Source organism: Mongoliitalea sp. (assembly GCF_054166905.1).
The window spans coordinates 68,371-88,985 of record NZ_JBSZCK010000031.1 but is presented as its reverse complement, the minus strand read 5'-3'; the positions used below and the strand labels follow the sequence as shown (position 1 = coordinate 88,985).

Genomic DNA, 20,615 nt, shown 5'->3' with positions numbered 1-20,615 from the left:
TTAATCTTTCCAACCTTTATTGATTCTGTAGCGCCCATCCAGTTCTTTCAAGCTAACTTTTACTGATACGATATGAGAATAGGGTGTCTGTGAGATTCCTCCAATATCGGAAAGGGCATAATCAATAAAAAACTTTTCACTCAGAAAAACACCCAATCCAAAACTTGGCTTCCATGACGTGTAAAACGAGCCATCAAAATCCTTGATGCGCTGCACATTACTTCCTCCACCTCTAAGGAAAAACTTATTGCTGTAATTTACCTCAAAACCCATTCTAGGATCAAAGGAAACCAAACTTGTCCTTAAAACTGTATTTCTTCGTCCGTCAAAGGTAAAATCTAAATCAATTACTCCCTGAACACCGATTTCATCTGTAATCTGTACATCTCTTGTGACCGAAAAGATCGCCCTTGGTAAGGTGAGCTCAATGGAATTGACAGGGATTTCATTATTCGTTTGAGAATAAATATCTCTCACCATATCGGCATTGTGAAACCAGGCATTGAAAGTACTCGTAACATCCTTCAACATTACCCCAAATCTCCAATCGTCTAATAAATAAATCCCACCTAGATCCATCCCAAAGCCCCAAGCTTGGGCAAATCTTCCTACATTTCTATGAATGATTTTGGCGTTGACCCCAAACTTGAATTCATCGCTGACATCCTTGGCAAACGATAACAGCAAAGCATAATCTGCAGCATTAAAAAACTGAATGTTGTTATAATTTAGGGCGCCATTCGCATCATAAAGGAAGCGAGTATCCGGTATATCGTCTACACCAAAACGGATTAAGGAAACGGCGATCTGATTATCATAATCCAAACTCGTGCTGTACCCGAGATAGTCAAACTTTGCAATCCCTGCAAAGTACTCCGCATGCATCAAGGTAAACTCGTGCTTATTTTTAATCCCCAATAAACCTGCAGGATTCCAAAAAGCAGCAGTAACATCCCGTACGGAAGATACCTGTGCCCCCCCCATAGCTAGGGCACGAGCACCTACTCCAATATTCAAAAATTCATTAGAATATTTGGGGGCGATAGTTTGAGCATACAATCCTCCTACCAATAGGAAGAAAAGGTGAAATAAAAGGAGCCCCGATCTGGACATGTACAACTTGAAATTCTCCTATGCAAAGTAAAAATAAATGAGAAACAAAAAGATAAGAATCCAATTTTTCGCAAAAATATTTTAATAATGTGTACGAAATCGGTCAATTAACTGTCCAATTTTTTGAATTCTCTGGCAGTTTGTACACAAATATTTTTTGGGGTAGATTTTTTTCTCGCATGATTCTACCGAACTGCCCTTGGGTAAATCTTTAAATTTGAGCTAATTTGGGAGAAATATAAGTCATCTGCCCAATAATTGAATACTTGAGAAGGTATTGATGAAGTCATAAAAAAAGTTTTGGTATAATTTTTCTCTCATATCAGACAGAGAGAGACGGAAAATCCGCTCAATCTGCCCTTGAATGAAAAAGAAACCAACAGATATGAACACTTCAATCACCCAACTACGCAGAAAAATTCTGGAGCTCTGCACCTTAGAAATCTTATCCAGAGGAGAGGTGTATACCTCTGATATGCTTGAAGAGCTAAAAGATGCTGAACTAATTTTAGCAGAGGGAACATTATACCCGCTGCTTTACAAGTTCAGAAAAGCAAATTTGGTACATGTCCGATCTGATGCTACAGAACCAGGACCTCCTAGGAAGTACTACTCTTTAACGGACGAAGGATTGGAGTCCTTAAAAAAGCTTCAAGAAACATGGCAATCACTCGTATCATCACTTGCTTACATCACATCTAAACACCCAGCACTATGAAAAAGACACTTAGTATCAACATCAGTGGCATACTCTTTCATATCGAGGAAGATGGGTACAGCACGCTGAAAAAGTATTTGGACTCCATCAACAAGCACTTCTCAGCCTACACAGACAACCAAGAGATTATTGCCGATATAGAAAACCGTATTGCAGAAATATTCCTTTCAAACCTAAAAAACAACAAACAGGTAATAACGGAGGAAAATGTCACGGCCCTGATAGAAAAAATGGGGACCATTGCAGACTTCAAAGCTGCTGAAGCCGATTTGTCAGAAGATCAGGACAAGGAAGAAAGGTATGATACCCAACAAGATTTTTACAAGTATGTAACACCGCCTGAGAATAATGGCAAAGGGTATAAAAAATTGACCCGACTCGAGAGCAGGAAAATCCTTGGAGGAGTTTGTGCCGGAATTGCTCACTACTTGGCGATTGATGCACTTTGGGTACGATTAGTCGCAATCTTATTGTTTTTCAGCGGTAAGTTAAACTTCAATCCAGATTGGGACATACTTCCTTGGAATATGAAAATTGGATTCTCCATTGGGATTTGGGCAGTACTTGCATATGTGGTCATGTGGATCATGCTACCAACATCCTTTGAAGAGCCAGAAGATAAAAATGTCAAAAAACTCTACCGAAATCCAGACGATAGAACCTTAGGAGGGGTAGCTTCAGGGGTGGCTGCCTACTTTGGAATCGAAGTGATTTGGGCACGATTGATTTTCATAGCCTTGATATTTGCGGGAGGTTCGGGATTAGTCATTTACATTATTCTTTGGATCATCACTCCTCAAGCTACATCTATTACCCAACGAATTCAGATGAAGGGAGGGGCAATCACCTTGGATAATATCGATTATACGATCAAAGAAAATATGAATCCAGGAGTAGTAACTGAAGAAAGTCCAGGGAAAAAAGTGCTTCTAGCACCATTTAGGTTTCTTGGAAAGGTCATTAATGGTTTAGGGGAGGCTTTAGGACCAATTGGCATGGTAATCCTTGCTATTTTCCGCATCTTATTCGGGATTTTTGTCTTTCTCTTTGGCTTGATTCTGATGTTAACACCAATCCTGATGTTGGGGGTTTACTTTGCCGTACTTCCTGAAACAGTCTTAGGTAATGGTGTGAATTTGGGAGATATCCCAATGGAATGGATTACAGATATTGCACCTTCTTGGCTAGCCATTGCAGTGGCAAGTTTGATAGCTATTCCTGGTTTGGTAATTGTCCTCCTTGGAGTATCCGTATTAGCTAAAAGAAATATCATTAAAGGACATTATGGATTGGTTTTATTAGGACTGTGGCTAATTTCTTTAGGTCTGAGTGTTTTCCAAGTACCAAAAGTTTTGAAAAACTTTAGCACAGAAGTCACACATCAGGAGTCTCATCCAATTAATTCTACCAACAATGTCCTTGTTTTGAAAGGCGCAGATGGATGGACAGAAGATGGCTTTTTGGAAGGGGTTACTATCCAACTTAAGGGAGTCCCTTCCGACCAAACCACGCTTATTATGGACTACAAAGCAAGAGGTAAGAACAAAGAAGATGCCCGTACGCATGCAAAGTCTATACAGTACAATTATCAATTTCAGGACTCCATACTTACCTTGCCGACATACTGGAATCTAAGTGAGTTGGCAGTCTTTAGAGCCCAGAAGCTTCAAATGAGCTTGGAAATCCCTTATGATAAAGCCTTTATCATGGACCCTTCCCTTGCTCCTATCATTCGAAATACCTTGTATAAAAATGGGTACAAAGTCCGGGATTTATCCCCAGACAATTATTTTGTCTTCAACGAACGCGGATTACTCTGCATCACCTGTGATAGTAATGCACGGCTAACCTCAGCTGATAGTGTTTCCATTGCTAAATTCAAGGAAAAATATCCATTTTTAACAAAAGATTAATTCTGTAATTATAAAAGAAACGCCATTTTCTACTCCAAGAAAAAGGCGTTTTCTTTTATGGAAGACTCTATAATTTCAATTTTTTTCAACTAACTTGGCTAAACAAGTAAACCCAGACCATGAAAGTAAAAATTAAATTTTTGGGCGGTGCCAAAACAGTAACCGGCTCTCGATATCTTTTAGAAATCGACCATACTAAAATACTGATTGATTGTGGTCTTTTTCAAGGATTAAAGGAATTACGAAATAGAAACTGGGATTCATTTCCTATAAGCCCATCGGAAATTGACGCTGTGGTTCTTACACATGCCCATATAGACCATACGGGTTACTTACCGAAATTTGTCAAAGAAGGATTCAAAGGTCCAATCTACTGTACTAAGCCGACCATTGAATTAACAAAAATTTTACTACTAGACTCAGGTAAGTTACAAGAAGAAGAAGCGTCTTTTGCCCAGAAAAAAGGATATTCTAGACACCAAAAACCGGAACCACTCTATAAAGCAGAAGATGCGGAGCGGGTCTTTCCGCTTCTCCAAGGTGTGGAAATGGAAGAACGTACACAGATTTTCCCTAATGTAAAAATAACCTTCTTCCCGGCTGGTCATATTTTAGGGGCAGCGATTCTAAAAATCACCATTCAGGGAAAAAATCAAGAAAAAAAAATCGTATTCTCAGGCGATTTAGGAAGGTATCAAGACCCTCTTTTCAATCCTCCGTGCAGAGTACCTTTTGCGGATGTACTGATTCTAGAATCTACCTATGGCAACCGGCTACAAAAAAATCATAGACCGGAAGACGAATTAGCAAGAGCAATTCGGGAAACTTATCGCAAAGGAGGAGTCTCCATCATACCTGCTTTTGCAGTAGGACGTACGCAGCTCATTTTGTATTACCTGCATTACCTGATTCAAAAAGAGAAAATCCCTTCCATTCCTATCTATGTGGACAGCCCAATGGCTATCGATGTAACCAAACTGTATAAAGAGTTTGCTCACTATCATAGATTAGGCGCCATGATTGAAGAATCAGGAGCAAACCCATTTTTTCACAAGCTTTTACACTATTATAGTTCTCAAGAGGCGTCTATTTCTCTCAATCAAATCCGAGGAGATGCTATCATTATTTCTGCTAGTGGCATGGCTACTGGAGGTAGGATTGTACATCATTTATACAATAGGCTACCCAACGAGCAGGATAGCTTCATCTTTGTGGGTTATCAGGCGGAAGGGACTCGAGGAAGAAAACTTTTGGATGGAGATACTACTTCCCGAATGTATGGAATAGAAGTACCAGTAAAAGCATCAATTTATTATATTGACGGAATGTCTGCACATGCAGATCAAAATGAATTGATAGAATGGTGTGAGGGTTTTGTCAGCAAGCCTAAAGTTACATTTCTAGTACATGGGGAGGAAGAGGCCTCTCGAGTACTTTCGGAGAAACTCAAGGACGAAATGCAATGGAACACAGTTGTGCCTGAATACTTGGAAAGTTTCGAGTTATTTGACGGTATCTAATGTGATACCGTCATTATTTGAAATGTCTATACCACTGAAAATGCTCATCGATGATTTGTTCCTTGTTTTGAATTATAAAATCCAAAAAGGCTAATGCAACCGGCGAAAAGCGCTTATTCTTCAAATGAATCAAATGCCAATCGGTTACAATTGGTAAACCTTTGATAGGAATAATTTTCAAATCTCCATTTCTTAATTCATTTTTAATCCCAATCAGGGGCATAATCGAACATCCTAAGCCTGCCAAAACTGCTTGTTTGACGGCTTCATTGGATGTAAGTTCCAACTTCCGTTGCACATGAATATCGTGGTCTTTCAGAAAGCGCTCCATCACCAATCGCGTTCCAGAGCCTGCTTCTCGAAAAATCAATACCATTTTCTCCAGCATATGCGGATCTAAAGTTCCCGTACTCAGTTGAAAATCCTTCCCTGCCACCAAGTATAAATTATTTTCCATCAAGGGAACACGCTCCACCTGAAAAGCTTCCGGCAATATGGAAACCAAGGCAAAATCAATCTCATTGTCATCCAAGCTATTGATCACCATCGCCTTATTAGTCACATCCAATTTCAAATCTACATCAGGATTTCTTCTCAGAAACTCTGATAAAAAATACGGAATCACATATTTTCCCGTAGACACTACCGATATTTTCAATTTACCCGCCAATCTTCCTTTGTAAACTGCCGTACGGGATTGAATCACATCGATCTGTTCTAAAATCTTTTGGGCATAATCAGCTATTTCTTTTCCAAAATCAGTAACATACAACTTCCTTCCTACCACCTCTGTCAAAGGAATCTCAAATTGATCTTGAAAATTTTTAAGTTGCACAGAAACAGCCGGTTGAGAAAGATGCAAATCCTCCGCAGCCTTGGTAATGCTTTCACGTTGTACAACTTTCATAAATATCTGTAACTGATGCAAAGTATAATTCATAAGAGTTCTTTATGATAGATTTTTCTCGGATAAATAAAAATATATGTATTATACATACTTAACTTGCGAAAAGTTTCTTGACTAAGGTTTTTAGGCAAGAAATATTAATGAACTTCATCTCTCTTCTAAACCTATGGATCTTCAATTATTAATAGACAATTTTACGAATCCAGCATTTCTATTCTTCGTTTTGGGGATTATTGCAGTCCGGGTCAAAAGCGATCTGGAAATACCCCCCAACTCATCCAAATTCATTTCCTTGTACCTCTTGTTTGCCATTGGATTCAAGGGGGGACAAGAATTAGCTCATAGCGAATTTAGCATGTCCATTATTTGGGCTGTATTATTTGGGATAGTTACAGCCTTAGTGATTCCACTTTACACTTTTTTTATACTGAAGAAGCGATTTAGTGTAGAAAATGCAGGAGCGATAGCGGCAGCCTATGGTTCTGTTTCTGCGGTCACATTTGTGACAGCAGTTTCTTTCTTGGAAATACAGCAGCAAAGCTTCAGTGGTTACATGGTGGCCATCATGGCTTTGATGGAGGCACCTGCTATTATTCTAGGGGTTTTATTGATCAGAAAATATGGGGAAGGCAGTAACACCAAACTCAAACACGTGGCAGGACATGCATTCACCAACGGTTCTGTTTTATTGATTCTTGGTAGCTTGGTGATTGGTTTATTAGCCAGTGAGCAGGAAGCCAGGGGAATCGAGCCGTTTACAACGGACCTCTTCAAAGGTTTCTTGGCGATTTTCCTATTGGATATGGGGATTACTAGCGGGAAAAAACTGAAGGACTTTATTGCTTCTGGTAAGTTCACTACCTTCTTCGCATTAATCGTCCCCTTAATTAATGGCATCATAGTAGCTTATGCGAGCCAGCTTGTGACTTCCAGTACAGGTGACCGTTTTATGTTTGCTATTTTAGCTGCTTCTGCCTCTTACATTGCCGTACCGGCAGCGATGAAAATTGCCGTACCTAAAGCAAATCCAGGGATTTTCTTACCTATGGCTTTGGCAGTAACTTTCCCGCTGAATATCACCATAGGGTTACCCCTTTATTATTGGGTAGCTAGCTTATAAAAAAACTGTCCTCAGAATATGTTTTTGAACAATAGTTCTGAGGACAATTACTTACAAATTTCTAATCTTCCATTTGGCTCTTAGATAGCCCCAAAGGATTTTGGGGCTCATCCCTTTTTTCCGCGAGATGCCTCCAGCATATCCCACATTTCCTGTGGTATCAAGTCTAGATTATTGAATTCACCTGCTCCCATCAACCATTCACCTCCATCAATCGTCACCACTTCCCCGTTGACATAAGCAGAGAAATCGGAAACCAGATAGGCTGCCAAATTGGCTAATTCCTGATGCTCGCCCACTCTACCTACGGGTACTTTCTTGGCAGGATCAAATTTTTTCACCAAATCTCCCGGAAGTAATCTACTCCAAGCTCCTTCGGTAGGAAATGGGCCAGGTGCGATAGCATTACTGCGGATACCATATTTGGCCCACTCTACAGCCAAGGAACGAGTCATTGCTAAAACCCCCGCTTTTGCAGCTGCAGATGGAACAACATAACCGGAACCCGTCCATGCATAAGTAGTAACAATATTCAAAAATGTACCCTTTTGCTTAGCCGCAATCCATCGTTTACCAGCAGTAAGCGTCACATTTGACGTACCCTTTAATACAATATCAATAACGGTATTGAAAGCATTAGAAGAAAGTCTTTCGGTGGGACTGATAAAGTTCCCGGCTGCATTATTTAAGACGACATCTACGCAACCAAACATAGAGTCTGCTTCATCAAATAAAGCTTCAACCTGCTCAATATCACGAACATCGCAAGCAACAGGTAGCACTTTCCCTCTTGTCATTTGTTGAATTTCAGTAGCAGTAGCCTGCAAGACATCTAATTTGCGACTCGTAATGATCAAATTGGCACCAAGTTTGGAAAAATAAATTCCCATGGACTTGCCTAAACCAGTTCCACCACCAGTAATGAGTATATTCTTACCTTTTAATGCACCCTCTTTCAGCATGCCTTCTGTATGTATCATATCGTTAGTAGGTTATTTTGTCGTTGAAGATAGAAATTCAGTTAATGAAAAAAAAGTATGCATGCATACTTTTTTTTCATTTTCAAAATCATCAAAAAGAATCTAGCTTTACAATCATTTCCACTTCTATGAAAAATTTTAGCGCACTGTTAGTTGGACTTCTGACCTTATGGGCCTGCGATTCTGATGTAGAACGCACGCTGAGTACTGATTTACAGGTAGAGGCAACCGAACTATTCAATATCTCTTTGGCCTTCGAAGAAAGCTTATATTTTGCACTGTTAACTTTAGAAGACTACAGAGTAGCCAAAAGAGATAGTTTACTTTTACCTGGTTGTCCAACGCTTTCGGTAGATCTGGAAACTAGTCAAGTGAAATTGACTTTTGAAACTAATCCTACCTGTGACAGTAGGAAGCTCGATAGAAAAGGTACGATTGTCATAGATTTTACAAGAAACACACCAACTGAATCACGCCGAATTTTAAGCTATGATCAATACTCTTTCAAAAACCTGATATTAAATGGAGAACGGACATTCTTGACTACAAGAAATGGAAGTCCAAATTCCATTCAGGAAAGCTTTGAAAGTATACAACTCACTAATGCCCGTGGCTCCAATTCTCGCATTTCAGGTACATTTTCCCATCAGTTACAATTAAGTAACAGAGAGCTATTGGGGTTCACGAGTACCGGACAATTGACAGGCATTAATACGGTTGGTAGGAACTTCATTATGGAGCAAACTACCCCTCGACAATATTTGGTGAGTTGTTTGCAGGCGGGTCATATTCTGTCACAGCAAGGAGTAGAGCGTTGGACCATTTCTAGAGGTCAAAATAGCCCCGCCGTCAATCATAATATGGTCTTTGAATTCGTGGAAACCTGTGTAAGCCGAGTCAATGTGTCTCTTTCGGATGGAAGGGTGCTGGTTTTCAGTCTGTAGCAACAAAAAAGGCCTTGAAAGTGATTTCAAGGCCTAAAACTTTATTTTCGATAGATTAATATCTGTAATACTCTGGCTTAAACGGTCCTTCCGGAGTTACTCCGATATAAGCAGCCTGATCATCAGACAAGATATCTAATTCAACTCCCAATTTCGCCAAATGCAATGCTGCAACTTTTTCATCCAAATGCTTAGGAAGCACATATACTCCCGGCTCATATTTATCTGTGTTCATCCATAGTTCCAACTGAGCCAAGGTTTGGTTGGTGAAACTGTTGGACATCACAAAAGAAGGATGACCTGTCGCACAACCTAGATTCACCAAGCGCCCTTCAGCCAATATGATGATCTGTTTTCCATCAATTTCATATAAATCAACCTGAGGTTTGATAACATCCTTGGTATGTCCATAATTTTTGTTCAACCAAGCCATATCGATTTCATTGTCAAAATGGCCGATGTTACATACGATTGCTTTGTCTTTCATGGCTCGGAAGTGAACTTCAGAGATAATATCTTTATTACCGGTTGCAGTCACCACAATGTCTGCCTCTTTCACAGCATCAACCATTCTTTTCACTGCAAAACCGTCCATAGCAGCTTGCAATGCACAGATTGGATCGATTTCAGTCACGATCACACGAGCACCTGCACCTCTTAAAGAGGCCGCAGAGCCTTTCCCAACATCACCATAACCTGCCACAACAGCAACTTTACCTGCCATCATGACATCGGTAGCTCTTCTGATGGCGTCTACCAATGATTCTTTACATCCGTATTTGTTATCAAACTTGGATTTGGTAACAGAGTCGTTAACATTGATAGCAGGCATTGGAAGCGTACCGTTTTTCATACGCTCGTACAATCTGTGTACACCTGTGGTAGTTTCTTCTGAAAGACCCTTGATACCAGCAACTAACTCAGGATAGTTGTCCAATACCATATTAGTCAAGTCACCTCCATCATCCAAAATCATATTTAGAGGCTGTCTGTCTTCTCCGAAGAAAATGGTCTGTTCAATGCACCAGTCAAACTCTTCAGCCGTCATCCCTTTCCAAGCATATACGGAAATCCCAGCTGCTGCAATTGCTGCTGCTGCATGATCTTGTGTAGAAAAAATATTGCAAGAAGACCAAGTAACCTCAGCCCCTAAAGCTACCAACGTTTCTATCAAAACAGCCGTTTGGATAGTCATGTGAAGGCATCCTGCAATTCTAGCTCCTTTCAATGGCTGAGATGGGCCATATTCCGCTCTCAAAGCCATCAATCCTGGCATTTCTGCTTCTGCCAAGGTAATTTCTTTTCTTCCCCACTCTGCAAGTGAAATATCCTTCACTTTGTACTGAATGAATTTGTCAGATTTAATTTCAGACATATCTTTATTATATGATTAATGAATTGATTTTCAAAATTAAAGCGCAAAACTACGCATTTTTATCCGTATTCGAAAGTTACAAACCGAGGTACTGAATTTCTTTGAAACCGTAAGCATGAATGCTTCCAGCCTTATCTACCAAGAGTTTACCATCCTCTCCCACTCCGATAATCACCCCTTCAAATACTTCTCCATCTGAAAACAGTTGTTTCTGCTGATAGTTCAATAAATTTTTTAGATAACTATTTCTAAGCAATCTAATTTCTCCTCGTTTAAGCCGAATATAGTTCCATTCGATGCGTTGTACCAATTTTTCTAAGATTACCCAAAGATCATAGGTCTCACCTGTCAAATTGAATAAAGAAAGAGCTCTCGGTATTATCTGCATGTCCTGATTGACATTAAGTCCAATACCAACGACGGAAGACTCCATCCATTGGCTCTGTAATGAGTTCTCTATTAAAACTCCAGCAATTTTTCCATGCTTTTTATGTATAATATCATTTGGCCACTTGATCACAAAATCAGCATCATATTGATTTAAAAGCTCCCAAAGAGATAAACAGACCACCATATTTAAGTCAAATTGCTGATTGGAGCGCAAAAATTTAGGTTCCAAAATAAGGGAAAATGTGAGATTCATTCCAGGTTCTGTCCACCAACGATTGCCTCGTTGTCCCTTCCCTTTTGTCTGCATATCTGTGAAAATGATCATGCCCTCGCCCGCTTCCTTTTGCTTCAGTAGTTGTTGAGCATATTCATTGGTGGAGTGACACTCTGTCAGATAAATGATTTCTTTCCCTAAAAAAACTGTATTGGCAAGGATTTTATACATTAATAGTAGTTAAATTATATAGGATTCAGGCTATATTTATCGCTTGGTTAAAAATAGCCAATCGAATAGCAAAGTTAAACTTTAAATTATGACAGCAGAAGAGCTGAGCAAAGTAATTATTCAGGGAATGGAAGAAAAAAAGGCCAGCAATATTGTATTGATGGACTTGAGAGGAGTAAAAAATGCGTTTACAGACTTTTTTGTCATTTGTTCTGGAAATTCAGATACACAACTGGAAGCAATTTCAGAGTCAATAGAAGAGTTTGTTTTCAAGGCTAGTAAAGAATGGCCGGCAGTATCGGAAGGAAAAAGTAATCGTCAATGGATATTGATTGATTATGTGAATGTGGTAGCCCATATTTTCCTTAAAGAAAAAAGAGAATATTATGGACTGGAAGACCTCTGGGGAGATGCCAAAATCACACGGATTGAAAAATCTTTTTCATGAACTTTAACTGCCCAAAATCGTTTTATCAACAGTTTGCACAAATAACAGTAGCATGAGCGAAAATAAAAATAATAAAGGTTTTGTCCCGAAGCCTCCACAGAAGCCAAATCTTCAACTTTGGTTGATCATCACGGCTGTTGTTGTGTTGATTGGGATTACGTTTATTAATCAACGTAGTACGGTGGTCAACATCACCAAGAGCAAGTTTGAAGAAATGTATCTGGCCAATGATGTAGCCAAAGTTACCATCATTCGAAATGAAAACAGAGTAGATATTTCCCTCAAGGAATCTTCCCTTCAAAATCAAAAATACAGCACAGAACTTGACACGAGCAGTCCTTTCTTTAATCCTTTAGGCCCTCATTATTCTATTGAAGTACCTACCGCAGAAAAATTTGCTACCGACTTTGAAGAACTTGAAAGCCGTATGCCTGAAGACCAAAGAATCGGTTACAGCGTCAAAAATGAGCAAAATTGGAGTAATTGGTTTTCAAGCTTCGGTTTCTTAATCCTTTTATTTGTTTTCTTCTGGTTGATGATGAGAAGAATGGCAGGTCCCAGCGGCCCAGGAGGTCAGATCTTCAATGTAGGGAAATCCAAAGCACAGCTATTTGATGCTGAAAACAAAGTCAAAATCACCTTTGACAATGTGGCAGGCTTGGATGAGGCCAAAGAAGAGATTCAAGAAATCGTTGAATTTTTGAAAAATCCTTCAAAATACACCAAACTAGGAGGTAAAATCCCTAAAGGAGCATTACTTGTAGGCCCTCCAGGAACTGGGAAGACCTTGCTTGCAAAAGCAGTAGCGGGTGAAGCGGGTGTTCCATTCTTTACTCTATCAGGTTCTGATTTCGTGGAAATGTTTGTGGGTGTTGGTGCTGCCAGAGTAAGGGACCTATTTAAGCAAGCGAAAGAAAAAGCCCCTTGTATCATATTCATTGATGAGATTGATGCCATTGGACGATCTAGAGGAAAAGGACAAATGCCAGGATCCAATGATGAGCGAGAAAATACCCTAAACTCTCTATTGGTAGAAATGGATGGATTCGGTACCGATACAGGAGTAATCGTACTAGCCGCAACCAACAGACCTGATGTTTTGGATTCCGCTTTATTAAGACCCGGTCGATTTGACAGACAAATCAGTATCGATAAACCGGATATCGTAGGTAGAGAAGCTATTTTCAAAGTTCACTTGAAACCGATCAAAATAGATTCAAGTATCGACGCTAAAAAATTAGCTGCTCAAACCCCAGGCTTTGCTGGTGCTGAAATCGCTAACGTTTGTAATGAAGCTGCTTTGATTGCTGCTAGAAGGAATAAAACAGAAGTAGATATGCAAGACTTCCAAGATGCTGTTGACAGGGTCATTGGAGGATTGGAGAAAAAGAATAAAATCATTTCCCCTGAGGAAAAGAAAATTGTTGCTTACCATGAAGCAGGACACGCAGTAGCAGGATGGTTCTTGGAGCATGCGGACCCATTGGTAAAAGTGAGTATTGTACCTAGAGGAGTAGCAGCCTTGGGATATGCTCAGTATTTACCAAAGGAGCAGTTTCTTTACCAAACAGAGCAGCTCTTGGATGAGATGTGTATGACCTTAGGTGGTAGAGCAGCAGAAGAAATTGTATTTGGTAAAATCTCTACGGGTGCCTTGAGTGACTTGGAGAGGGTAACCAAAATGGCGTATTCTATGGTTTCTGTGTATGGTATGAACGACATCATCGGAAACGTATCCTTCTACGATAGCAAATCCAGTGACTACAGAATGACCAAACCTTATTCTGAAACTACTGCTGAAACCATAGATTCCGAGGTTAGGAAATTAATTTCTGCAGCGTACGAACGGACCAAAGAATTATTGTCAAGTAGAAGAACTGAATTAGAAACTTTAGCCAAAGAGCTTTTAGAAAAAGAAATTCTATTCCAATCAGATTTGGAGAAATTGATTGGTAAAAGACCTTTCGGTAAAGAGACAACTTACGAAGCATTCACAAAAAAGATTGATGCGAAAGAAGCTGCTGCCGCAGCCGCTCAGGAAAAGTCTGCTTCTGAGACTTCAGAAAAGCCAATTGAGCCAGTGAATGAGGAGGAATCTAAATAATTGGTTCTAATAACAAATACAAAAAAGCCTTCACAGAAATGAAGGCTTTTTTATTTCAAAAACATGTTTGCGTATATTTGGGGCATCTCTAAAATCCATGAAAATAAACCTCCACAACAAAAAAGTTTTTTTCGCATCCGATTTTCACCTCGGAGCACCTACCAAAGAAGGCAGCAAAGCAAGAGAGGCGAAAATCATCCGTTGGTTGAATGAAATAGAAGAGGAAGCTGCTGCCATTTTTTTGGTTGGAGATATTTTTGACTTTTGGTTTGAATACGATACAGTGGTACCGAAAGGTTTTATCCGTTTCTTGGGGAAAATTGCAGATCTAAGAGATAAGAACATTCCCGTGTGCTTCTTTACAGGAAATCATGACCTTTGGATGAAGGACTATTTTATAAATGAGTTGGGTATACCTGTACATCATCATCCAATAGAAGCTGACATTCATGGAAAACAATTTCTGATCGGCCATGGAGATGGATTAGGCCCCGGTGACAACACCTACAAGCTCTTGAAGAAAGTATTTACTAATCCTGCTTGTAAGTGGCTTTTCAAATGGTTACACCCAGATATAGGAGTGAAAATCGCCCTTAAATGGAGCTCTAATAGCCGTGCAAGTAATATTGCCAAAGATGATAATGATTTTAAAGGTGAGGATGAATGGCTATGGCAATATGCCAAACAGCTTTATGCTTCCAAGCCTTTAGACTACTTTGTTTTTGGACATCGACATCTCCCTCTCGAACTGCCCGTTGGGAAAACGGGGAAATATATTAACTTAGGAGAATGGGTCAGTCAGTACACGTATGGTGTTTTTGATGGTGAAACATTTGAATTAAAAAAATATTCCTCTTGAGAATTCTCATATTTATCTGCTGCTTACTGTTAGCCTTGCCTTTACATCCTAGTCATGCGCAAGAGGTGGAATGGGAACCTGTTTCAGCCATTCATGTTCCACGAATGGACTTAGTTTCTTTGGATAACCAAGGCTTTATTTTTGTGGTTGACCTAGAAGGCAATCTATACCAATATCAAGCAGACAAAGCTGAGTGGATTAATAACTTTTCTCCTCCCAGACAAGCGCGCGTATCTACCCTAGAAGCTTTTTGGACAGTAAATATTTTCACTTTTTCAGTAGACCTTCAGGAATACCGGATTCTTGACCGCTTCATCAATCCCATCGCAGAAAATAGAATCCCAAGTCATTTGATTTCTTTAGCTAAAGTAGCCACCTTGGGGAATAACAACATTATCTGGGTGTTGGACGAGACGGATCTTTCCCTCAAGCAATTTGATTACAGAAGGAATCGCATAATTCAGCATCAGCCCTTGAATTTGATTTTGGGTGAATCTGCCCTTTTTGTTACCGATATGCGGGAATATGGCAATCTGTTATTTGTGAATATAGAAGACGAAGGTATCTTCATATTTGATAATCAAGGAAACTACATCCGAAAACATGACATGATAATCGATCAAAAACTGTCTTTTTGGAAAAATAACTTAGTATTTACTGAAGGAGATTACTTGATATTGATGGATTTCCAAACAGGGCAACGGTCAACTTATCTACTCCCCAAGGAAGTGAAAAATATGTCTGTGATGATGGGACCTAGACACTTGGTTTGCTATGGCAACAATCAATTGCGGATATATGACATACAGCAAAGTCTAGGAATTCTAGAAGAATAAAAAAGACCGCCCTAGCAGCGGCCTTTCAAATATTATCCGATAGATACCAAGGTAATATCAAAAATCAAATCTTCACCTGCCAAAGGATGATTGGCATCCAATGTGATTTTTGCCTCATCCATGTGTACTACCTTTACTGGTACAGGCTGACCTGCTTGGTTTTGAAGGGATAGCTCCATGCCCAATTCAGGTTTGATATGTGGAGGAACCTGATCCAATGGAATATCCAACATCATATCCTCTCTTTTTTCTCCATAAGCTTCTACTGAAGGAATAGTCACGGTGATTTCTTGTCCGATTTCCATTCCGTGAACTGCCGCATCAAAGCCTTTGATCATATTTCCATCACCTAATGTGAAAGATAATGGCTCTCTATTAGCAGAGCTATCAAATACAGTCCCATTTTGCAATCTCCCAGTGTAATGCACACTGACAGAATCGCCTTTACTTGCTATTGACATAAAATACTTTATTGGTTAAAGGTCAAAGGTACGGATTTATGATAACCTAAAAAAATGTACGGAAACAAGGCAAATCTGTACATATTTGAAAAATAACTGTTCGATATCGAACACAACTTTCATGAAAAGTACCTATATTGGGCTGTATGCTGTGATTTTAGTCTTTGGCATTATTTTGTCATGATATCTTTGAATCAATACAAACGATGAACGTTATGGACGCTACCCAACTAGGTAAAATTCTTATCATAGATGACAATGAGGATTTGCTATTCGCTGCTAAAATGCTTTTGAAAAAATATGCGAAAGAAGTGAGTATAGAAAAAGATCCTCGAAGAATTCCATTCTTGGTCAGTAACAATAGCTATGATGTCATCCTATTGGACATGAACTTTACAGAAGATACCACTTCGGGTAAGGAAGGTTTTTTCTGGTTGAAAAAAATCAAAGAAATCGATCCTCAGGCAGTAGTTATTCTGATTACTGCTTTTGGAGATGTGGAAATGGCTGTGCAGGCATTGAAAGAAGGAGCCACAGACTTTATCCTTAAACCTTGGCAGAATGAAAAGTTATTAGCTACACTTACTGCTGCGAGTCGCTTGAAAGAAAGTTATGATCAAGTAGATAAACTTTCTAAGAAACAAAAGCAGTTGCAATCTGATTTAAAGAAACCTTACGAAGATATCATAGGCACTTCTGCCTCTATGAAAAACATTTTTTCCATCATCGACAAAGTTGCACAAACAGATGCTAATGTATTGATTCTGGGAGAAAATGGAACGGGGAAGGAGTTGATAGCCCGTGCTATACATGATCGTTCCTTGAGAAAAGATGAGATATTTGTAGGTGTTGATATGGGGGCCATTACCGAAACCTTATTTGAGAGTGAATTATTCGGGCATAAGCGAGGAGCTTTTACCGATGCCAAAGAAGACCGGGCAGGACGTTTTGAAATTGCTGACAAAGGCTCCCTATTTTTGGATGAAATCGGCAATTTAAGCATGCCCCTTCAGTCCAAACTTTTGACAGTAATCCAAAAAAGGGAGGTAACGCGTATAGGAACCAATAAGTCTATTCCTGTGGATATCCGACTAATTTGTGCAACCAATATGCCCTTACACGAAATGGTATTGGACAATTCCTTCCGTCAGGATTTATTGTACAGAATCAATACGGTAGAAATCTTTCTTCCTCCTTTACGAGAGCGATTAGATGATATTCCCCTCTTGGCCAATCACTTTCTGAAAATTTACTGCAACAAGTACCGCAAACAATTTGATGGTTTTTCGGCCTCTGCTATGCAATTATTGCAACGGTACAGCTGGCCTGGAAATATCCGTGAATTGCAGCATGCCATCGAACGTGCAATCATCATGGCGGATGGTACCGAGCTGGATGCAAGGGACTTCTTCTTCCTTTCCGCAAAGCCTGTCAATGACCGAATGCCTTCTCAGGCTACCTTTAATTTGGATGAGGTAGAAAAGACCACCATACAAAAAGTGATCGATAAAAACGGAGGCAATATTTCCAAAGCTGCCAAAGAATTGGGATTGACGCGTGCCTCCCTCTACAGAAGACTAGAAAAATATGGACTATAAAATCGGATTATTAGGCAGGATCGTCTTACTTGCCATCTCCATATTTTTCCTAAGCCTTTTCATCACAAACGGAGCAGGTGTCTTTGGCATATCTTTATTTATCATCGTGGTAATCGCTCAGGTGATTTTCCTGATGAAATATGCCGAGAGCTCTTTTCAGAAGGTTCGTCTATTCCTGAATAATATCAAACAAGATAATTATACGAACGTCTACCCCGTCAAATTTGATGGAACTGAAACGGATGACCTTCATATTGAATTTAATGCAATCCTAGCCAAGTTGAAGGAAGACCAAGCAGAAAAAGAAGCCAATTACCAATATTTTCGCTCTGTATTCCAGCATCTTAGTATAGGATTGATGACTTTCGATGAATCAGGTAAGGTTCAAATCATCAATACTGCTGCCAAAAGACTATTGAATATCGAACAGCTCAACCACATCGGTGAAATTGAAAACATCAATAAGGAGCTCAATCAGGCAATTAGCAACTTACGTACAGGAGGCTCTGAACTAATTAAAATTGCTCATCCTGATGGAATTCTTCAGCTCTCTGTATATGTCATTGAGCTCGTCATGCGAGGGAATAAGTTTAAATTAGTTTCTCTTCAAAATATTCAAAGTGAACTGGAAGAAAAAGAAATGGAAGCCTGGCAGGGGCTTATCAAAGTATTGACCCATGAAATCATGAACAGCATGTCCCCTATTTCTTCCTTAGCATCCACAATCAAGTCAGATATTGAGTCCAAACTCGATCATGAGCAAGATGCAAGCACTTCAGAGTTGGAAGATTATCAAATGGCATTAAATACCATTGAAAAACGCAGTGAGGGTCTGATCAATTTTGTATCAGACTTCCGAAATTTAGCTCATATTCCTACTCCTAAATTTCAGACTATACAACTTTCCTTACTATTCGATCAATTAACCACTCTTCTTCAGCACACTTTAGAAGGAAATCAAATTCAAGTTTTAAAGCGAGTAGAACCATCGGAATTGATTTTATTTGCGGACCCCACGCTTATTGAACAGGTTTTGATCAATCTTATTCAAAACGCCATTCAAGCAATGGAGGAGTCGATAACACGAGTACTCACGCTTGGAGCATTTATCGATGAAAACGGCAAAATCATTTTGGAAATCTCAGATACCGGAAAGGGAATTGAAGAAGAAGCATTGGCGAAAATCTTTATTCCTTTTTTCACCACAAAAAAGAAGGGTTCAGGGATCGGCTTGAGTTTATCAAAGCAAATCATCAGAAGACATAAGGGAAATATTCAGGTAAAATCTGAGCTTGGAAAAGGCAGTACCTTCAAATTGATATTTAACGGCTAATCATTTCCGTGTATAAATCAATACAGGACCATCGCAAGCTGCCCAAGCCAAGTTTTTTAACTTTCTGGCGTTGTCAAAAACCAAAAATTCCATCTCAGGCAAGCAAGACCCTGCGATCTGAGGATTCGTTTCGTAAATCAATTCTACTTGGAATAGCTCTTGCAAAGAAGCATCAGGAGTACCCATAAAGGCATATTTACCAAAAGATTGCAAGGGTAATTCCCCATTTCTTAAGTCCCCTCCAAGTCGGGTGGAAAACTTGATAAAAGTCCCGTCATCATTAAAAATATAGCGTTCCTGGAAAGTCGGCGTATCCATGGTGGTTACTTCCAGGGGATTTTCCAGCACAGCAAGATTCCAATAGCCCAAAATACTAAATTCTGGCTCCTTATCATCCTGACTGCACGCAAAGCAACATGCTAACAGTAATAATGCAACTACTCTAAAAACTTTCATGCTATCCCTTTTAATACTTAACCGATTCTTTGAACTACAAGTTTGAAATAAAGACGTAATAAGCCAAACATTCGTTTAAAAAAGTTTGAAGAAACAGTGGATTCACACGCTGATAACACCTAGTTCACAAACAACTCACTCTCTCCTTAAATAATAGCTATTCATTAATATTACTTTCATCATTAGTTGATATTGGGAAATTACCTTTATGCAAACTTAGAAGCATTGAAAACTCAATTCAAAACCATTGTTGTCTCGGACATACATCTAGGAACAAAAGGCTCCAAAGCTAAAGAAATCGCCCGCTTTTTGAAATTGTATTCCTGCGAAAATCTCATTCTCAATGGAGATATCATTGACGGTTGGCAGTTGAAAAAATCAGGTTCTTGGAAGCGCAAACACACTCGGTTCTTCAATCGAATGTTGAAGATGATTGAGCAAGACAATACAAAAGTTTATTATTTACGAGGAAACCATGATGATTTTTTAGATCAAATTCTTCCGCTGACCATTGGTAACCTATCCATTCAGCAGGATATGATTTATGAAAGTTGTGGTAAAAAGTATTTCATTACACATGGGGACGTTTTCGATTCTGTAACCTCACATTTCAGATGGATAGCCTATTTAGGAGATATTGGCTATACTTTTTTATTATGGCTCAATAGACAGGTGAATTATTACAGAAGAAAAAAAGGTCTCCCCTATTATTCCCTCAGTCAATATGTAAAAGGAAAAGTAAAAAAGGCTGTTTCCTATATCGATAACTTTGAGAAAGAACTAGCAAAGTTTGCCCAATCAAAAGGTTGTGATGGAATCATTTGCGGTCATATTCATAAAGCTGAAAACAGAGTTATTGATGGCGTGGAATATCTCAATTCTGGAGATTGGGTGGAGACGATGAGTGCACTTGCTGAAGACCATGAAGGCAATTGGCAGTTGATTTATTATAATGAAATTGATTTTAAGAGGAAATCTCCAGAAACTGATGAAATAGCTAAAGCCACTAAATTAATCCCCAGAGAGAATTACAAGATTGCGGCATTTAAGCCTTTTTCTCCGGATTCCGATTTCAAACAAATGCATTAGAAAGTT

19 protein-coding genes are annotated in these 20,615 nt (G+C 39.3%); 12 read left to right on the top strand and 7 right to left on the bottom strand.

Annotation, left to right across the window (positions count from 1 at the left end; all coding sequences use genetic code 11):
* Complete coding sequence (locus ACXIUD_RS11445) at positions 1-1,113, bottom strand: putative type IX sorting system protein PorV2 (protein ID WP_458052775.1); 1,113 nt, start codon at positions 1,111-1,113, stop codon at positions 1-3.
* 364 nt (positions 1,114-1,477) lie between these two features.
* On the opposite strand from ACXIUD_RS11445, the gene ACXIUD_RS11440 reads away from it, so the two are divergent.
* The 3 genes from ACXIUD_RS11440 to ACXIUD_RS11430 all read left to right on the top strand — a co-directional run bounded on the left by ACXIUD_RS11440 (position 1,478) and on the right by ACXIUD_RS11430 (position 5,264).
* Positions 1,478-1,831: a PadR family transcriptional regulator gene (locus ACXIUD_RS11440; RefSeq protein WP_458052774.1), complete on the top strand. Its 354-nt coding sequence runs from the start codon at positions 1,478-1,480 to the stop codon at positions 1,829-1,831.
* Entirely contained in the window at positions 1,828-3,744 is a 1,917-nt protein-coding gene (locus ACXIUD_RS11435) for a PspC domain-containing protein (RefSeq protein WP_458052773.1), read from the top strand. Before ACXIUD_RS11440 ends, ACXIUD_RS11435 begins: the two co-directional genes overlap by 4 nt.
* Before the next feature lie 119 nt (positions 3,745-3,863).
* Positions 3,864-5,264, top strand: a complete 1,401-nt coding sequence (locus tag ACXIUD_RS11430; protein ID WP_458052772.1) for an MBL fold metallo-hydrolase RNA specificity domain-containing protein — start codon at positions 3,864-3,866, stop codon at positions 5,262-5,264.
* Between the two features lie 13 nt (positions 5,265-5,277).
* Here the strand turns inward: ACXIUD_RS11430 and ACXIUD_RS11425 are convergent, their stop codons facing one another.
* A complete protein-coding gene (locus ACXIUD_RS11425) occupies positions 5,278-6,204 on the bottom strand; it encodes a LysR family transcriptional regulator (protein WP_458052771.1) in 927 nt (308 codons plus the stop codon).
* 133 nt (positions 6,205-6,337) lie between these two features.
* Between ACXIUD_RS11425 and ACXIUD_RS11420 the strand changes: the two genes are divergently transcribed.
* Positions 6,338-7,291, top strand: a complete 954-nt coding sequence (locus tag ACXIUD_RS11420; protein WP_458052770.1) for a sodium-dependent bicarbonate transport family permease — start codon at positions 6,338-6,340, stop codon at positions 7,289-7,291.
* A gap of 107 nt (positions 7,292-7,398) precedes the next feature.
* Here the strand turns inward: ACXIUD_RS11420 and ACXIUD_RS11415 are convergent, their stop codons facing one another.
* Entirely contained in the window at positions 7,399-8,271 is an 873-nt protein-coding gene (locus tag ACXIUD_RS11415) for an SDR family oxidoreductase (protein WP_458052769.1), read from the bottom strand.
* Positions 8,272-8,399: 128 nt separating this feature from the next.
* Here ACXIUD_RS11415 and ACXIUD_RS11410 point away from each other — a divergent pair, with 128 nt between their 5' ends.
* Positions 8,400-9,215 carry a hypothetical protein gene (locus ACXIUD_RS11410; RefSeq protein ID WP_458052768.1) on the top strand — a complete coding sequence of 272 codons (816 nt, stop codon included), beginning with the start codon at positions 8,400-8,402 and terminating at the stop codon, positions 9,213-9,215.
* Between the two features lie 55 nt (positions 9,216-9,270).
* Here ACXIUD_RS11410 and ahcY read toward each other — a convergent pair whose 3' ends face one another.
* Both ahcY and ACXIUD_RS11400 read right to left on the bottom strand, forming a co-directional pair.
* Positions 9,271-10,590: an adenosylhomocysteinase gene (gene ahcY / locus ACXIUD_RS11405; RefSeq protein ID WP_458052767.1), complete on the bottom strand. Its 1,320-nt coding sequence runs from the start codon at positions 10,588-10,590 to the stop codon at positions 9,271-9,273.
* Positions 10,591-10,666: 76 nt separating this feature from the next.
* Entirely contained in the window at positions 10,667-11,425 is a 759-nt protein-coding gene (locus tag ACXIUD_RS11400; RefSeq protein WP_458052766.1) for a biotin--[acetyl-CoA-carboxylase] ligase, read from the bottom strand.
* An 88-nt stretch (positions 11,426-11,513) separates the two neighbouring features.
* Between ACXIUD_RS11400 and rsfS the strand changes: the two genes are divergently transcribed.
* From rsfS to ACXIUD_RS11380, 4 genes are all read left to right on the top strand, one after another.
* Positions 11,514-11,873 carry a ribosome silencing factor gene (rsfS, locus tag ACXIUD_RS11395; RefSeq protein WP_458052765.1) on the top strand — a complete coding sequence of 120 codons (360 nt, stop codon included), beginning with the start codon at positions 11,514-11,516 and terminating at the stop codon, positions 11,871-11,873.
* A 52-nt stretch (positions 11,874-11,925) separates the two neighbouring features.
* On the top strand, positions 11,926-13,977 hold the full coding sequence (gene ftsH, locus ACXIUD_RS11390; RefSeq protein ID WP_458052764.1) for an ATP-dependent zinc metalloprotease FtsH: 2,052 nt from the start codon (positions 11,926-11,928) through the stop codon (positions 13,975-13,977).
* A 97-nt stretch (positions 13,978-14,074) separates the two neighbouring features.
* Entirely contained in the window at positions 14,075-14,836 is a 762-nt protein-coding gene (locus ACXIUD_RS11385; protein WP_458052763.1) for a UDP-2,3-diacylglucosamine diphosphatase, read from the top strand.
* On the top strand, positions 14,833-15,672 hold the full coding sequence (locus ACXIUD_RS11380; protein WP_458052762.1) for a hypothetical protein: 840 nt from the start codon (positions 14,833-14,835) through the stop codon (positions 15,670-15,672). The genes ACXIUD_RS11385 and ACXIUD_RS11380 overlap by 4 nt, the downstream gene beginning before the upstream one ends.
* Positions 15,673-15,704: 32 nt before the next feature.
* On the opposite strand, the gene ACXIUD_RS11375 is transcribed toward ACXIUD_RS11380, so the two are convergent.
* The gene (locus ACXIUD_RS11375) at positions 15,705-16,133 is read right to left on the bottom strand and encodes an FKBP-type peptidyl-prolyl cis-trans isomerase (protein WP_458052761.1); all 429 of its coding nucleotides are present in this window, start codon (positions 16,131-16,133) and stop codon (positions 15,705-15,707) included.
* A 215-nt stretch (positions 16,134-16,348) separates the two neighbouring features.
* Here ACXIUD_RS11375 and ACXIUD_RS11370 point away from each other — a divergent pair, with 215 nt between their 5' ends.
* Together ACXIUD_RS11370 and ACXIUD_RS11365 are read left to right on the top strand one after the other, a co-directional pair.
* Positions 16,349-17,731 carry a sigma-54-dependent transcriptional regulator gene (locus ACXIUD_RS11370; protein ID WP_458052760.1) on the top strand — a complete coding sequence of 461 codons (1,383 nt, stop codon included), beginning with the start codon at positions 16,349-16,351 and terminating at the stop codon, positions 17,729-17,731.
* Entirely contained in the window at positions 17,721-19,064 is a 1,344-nt protein-coding gene (locus ACXIUD_RS11365) for a sensor histidine kinase (RefSeq protein ID WP_458052759.1), read from the top strand. The genes ACXIUD_RS11370 and ACXIUD_RS11365 overlap by 11 nt, the downstream gene beginning before the upstream one ends.
* Here the strand turns inward: ACXIUD_RS11365 and ACXIUD_RS11360 are convergent, their stop codons facing one another.
* On the bottom strand, positions 19,065-19,520 hold the full coding sequence (locus ACXIUD_RS11360; protein ID WP_458052758.1) for a hypothetical protein: 456 nt from the start codon (positions 19,518-19,520) through the stop codon (positions 19,065-19,067).
* A 225-nt stretch (positions 19,521-19,745) separates the two neighbouring features.
* On the opposite strand from ACXIUD_RS11360, the gene ACXIUD_RS11355 reads away from it, so the two are divergent.
* Entirely contained in the window at positions 19,746-20,609 is an 864-nt protein-coding gene (locus tag ACXIUD_RS11355) for a UDP-2,3-diacylglucosamine diphosphatase (protein WP_458052757.1), read from the top strand.
* Positions 20,610-20,615: the final 6 nt, after the last annotated feature.

What these genes read in the sequence shown, in the direction of transcription:
- ACXIUD_RS11445 (WP_458052775.1), bottom strand. Translation starts at nt 1,113, where the DNA reads ATGTCCAGATCGGGGCTCCTTTTATTTCACCTTTTCTTCCTATTGGTA.
- ACXIUD_RS11440 (WP_458052774.1), top strand. Translation starts at nt 1,478, where the DNA reads ATGAAAAAGAAACCAACAGATATGAACACTTCAATCACCCAACTACGC.
- ACXIUD_RS11435 (WP_458052773.1), top strand. Translation starts at nt 1,828, where the DNA reads ATGAAAAAGACACTTAGTATCAACATCAGTGGCATACTCTTTCATATC.
- ACXIUD_RS11430 (WP_458052772.1), top strand. Translation starts at nt 3,864, where the DNA reads ATGAAAGTAAAAATTAAATTTTTGGGCGGTGCCAAAACAGTAACCGGC.
- ACXIUD_RS11425 (WP_458052771.1), bottom strand. Translation starts at nt 6,204, where the DNA reads ATGAATTATACTTTGCATCAGTTACAGATATTTATGAAAGTTGTACAA.
- ACXIUD_RS11420 (WP_458052770.1), top strand. Translation starts at nt 6,338, where the DNA reads ATGGATCTTCAATTATTAATAGACAATTTTACGAATCCAGCATTTCTA.
- ACXIUD_RS11415 (WP_458052769.1), bottom strand. Translation starts at nt 8,271, where the DNA reads ATGATACATACAGAAGGCATGCTGAAAGAGGGTGCATTAAAAGGTAAG.
- ACXIUD_RS11410 (WP_458052768.1), top strand. Translation starts at nt 8,400, where the DNA reads ATGAAAAATTTTAGCGCACTGTTAGTTGGACTTCTGACCTTATGGGCC.
- ahcY (WP_458052767.1), bottom strand. Translation starts at nt 10,590, where the DNA reads ATGTCTGAAATTAAATCTGACAAATTCATTCAGTACAAAGTGAAGGAT.
- ACXIUD_RS11400 (WP_458052766.1), bottom strand. Translation starts at nt 11,425, where the DNA reads ATGTATAAAATCCTTGCCAATACAGTTTTTTTAGGGAAAGAAATCATT.
- rsfS (WP_458052765.1), top strand. Translation starts at nt 11,514, where the DNA reads ATGACAGCAGAAGAGCTGAGCAAAGTAATTATTCAGGGAATGGAAGAA.
- ftsH (WP_458052764.1), top strand. Translation starts at nt 11,926, where the DNA reads ATGAGCGAAAATAAAAATAATAAAGGTTTTGTCCCGAAGCCTCCACAG.
- ACXIUD_RS11385 (WP_458052763.1), top strand. Translation starts at nt 14,075, where the DNA reads ATGAAAATAAACCTCCACAACAAAAAAGTTTTTTTCGCATCCGATTTT.
- ACXIUD_RS11375 (WP_458052761.1), bottom strand. Translation starts at nt 16,133, where the DNA reads ATGTCAATAGCAAGTAAAGGCGATTCTGTCAGTGTGCATTACACTGGG.
- ACXIUD_RS11370 (WP_458052760.1), top strand. Translation starts at nt 16,349, where the DNA reads ATGGACGCTACCCAACTAGGTAAAATTCTTATCATAGATGACAATGAG.
- ACXIUD_RS11365 (WP_458052759.1), top strand. Translation starts at nt 17,721, where the DNA reads ATGGACTATAAAATCGGATTATTAGGCAGGATCGTCTTACTTGCCATC.
- ACXIUD_RS11360 (WP_458052758.1), bottom strand. Translation starts at nt 19,520, where the DNA reads ATGAAAGTTTTTAGAGTAGTTGCATTATTACTGTTAGCATGTTGCTTT.